1 protein-coding gene is annotated in these 1,723 nt (G+C 30.9%); it reads left to right on the top strand.

What is annotated here, in order from left to right; genetic code table 11:
* Positions 1-49 precede the first annotated feature (49 nt).
* The coding region (pheT, locus tag KHW44_RS09395) for a phenylalanine--tRNA ligase subunit beta (RefSeq protein ID WP_304068827.1) at positions 50-1,723 on the top strand (1,674 nt) is incomplete at its 3' end.

The raw sequence follows: 1,723 nt of genomic DNA, 5'->3' as shown, positions 1-1,723 counted from the left end.
TGTTGTACGATAACGATAAGAGATTTTTGGAACAATTCTAGGAGGAAATATGTTATTACCTATTAATTGGCTTAAAGATTACGTCGATGTAGACGAATCAATAAAAACTATTACAGACAGACTTTCTGAAACAGGAAGTCACGTTGAATCAGTTATAGATAAAAGTAAATATTTAAACGACAAATTAATTGTAGCTAAAATAAAGAAAATTGATAAGCATCCAAATGCCGACAGATTATCTATAGTTACATTGGATACAGGAAATTCAGATATCGAAGTAGTTACAGGTGCAAAAAATATCAAAGAAGATATGTTTGTTTGTTATGCACAAGTAGGGGCAACTCTTCCGGGAGACATTGTTTTAAAAGAAGCTGACCTTAAAGGAATCATGAGTCCTGGAATGTTAACAAGCTTTGAAGAAATGGGATTTGAAACGTCAGTTGTAGATAAAAATTCAAAAGAAGGAATTGCTGTTTTATCTGAAAACAAAATTGGTGAAACTGTTACTAATGCACTTGAAATTAATGAGCCTATAATTGAGTTTGAAATCACACCAAACAGACCAGATTGTTTGTCCGTATTAGGAATGGCAAGAGAATATGCTGCCTCTTTCGGAAAAAAAATCAAATATCCTTCTATAGAAATCAAAAAATTTGAAGAAGATATCAATGATTATGTAAATTCTGTCGACATTCAAACTGACAAGTGTACTTGTTATGTGGCTAGAGTTGTAAAAAATGTAAAAATAGCAGATAGTCCACAATGGCTAAAAAATAGACTTATTCAATCTGGAATTAGACCTATTAACAATATAGTTGATATTACAAATTTTGTAATGTTGGAAACTGGTCAACCAATTCACGCCTATGATTTGGATAAAATCGCAGATAAGAAGATTATAGTAAAAGAATCTGGTTCACAAAAATTCACAACATTAGACGATGTAGAACGTGAATTATCAGATGATATAATAATTTGTGATGGTGAAAACACATTAGGTATTGCTGGAATTATGGGTGGTTTTGATTCAGAAATAACATCAAATACTACTAATGTGCTTATTGAAGCTGCAAGTTTTGATAATGATACAATTAGACTTTCATCACGAAGATTAGCATTAAGAACTGATGCTTCTACAAGATTTGAAAAGGGTGTAAGCCAACAATTATGTGATTTAGCATCAATGAGAGTTTGTAAATTAATTGAAGATATTACAAATGCCACTGTCATTAACAACTCTATAGATGTGATTACATGTGAAGAAAAATTAGAAGATGTAGAACTATCATACAAAAAATGCAATGATTTATTAGGATCTGATATTTCGAACGATGAAATTAAAAAAATATTACAATTATTGGAATTTAAAATTGTGTCAGAAGACGACGAAAAAATCAAAGTTAAAGTTCCATTCCACAGACAAGACGTTTCGATATATCAAGATTTAATTGAAGAAGTTGGAAGAATTTACACATTTGAGAAAATTGGAGCGAAACCTCTAATCGGAAAACTAAAGAGAGGGGTTAAGAGCGAAGAAAGAATTGCCATAGATAATACGAAAAAAGCTTTGTATTCAATGAATACTTTTGAAGTGTTGTCTTATTCATTCATCAGCCCAAAATCTTATTCTAAAGCAATGGTTGAAATGGATGATGATAAATTGATCAAACTAATCAATCCACTAGGAGAAGATTTCTCTGTGATGAGATCCACAATTATACCA

This window comes from Finegoldia magna (genome assembly GCF_018371055.1).
Classification (GTDB): Bacteria; Bacillota; Clostridia; order Tissierellales; family Peptoniphilaceae; genus Finegoldia; species Finegoldia magna_I.
The sequence above is the reverse complement of the archived record's forward strand: the minus strand, read 5'-3'. Positions and strand labels throughout refer to the sequence as shown.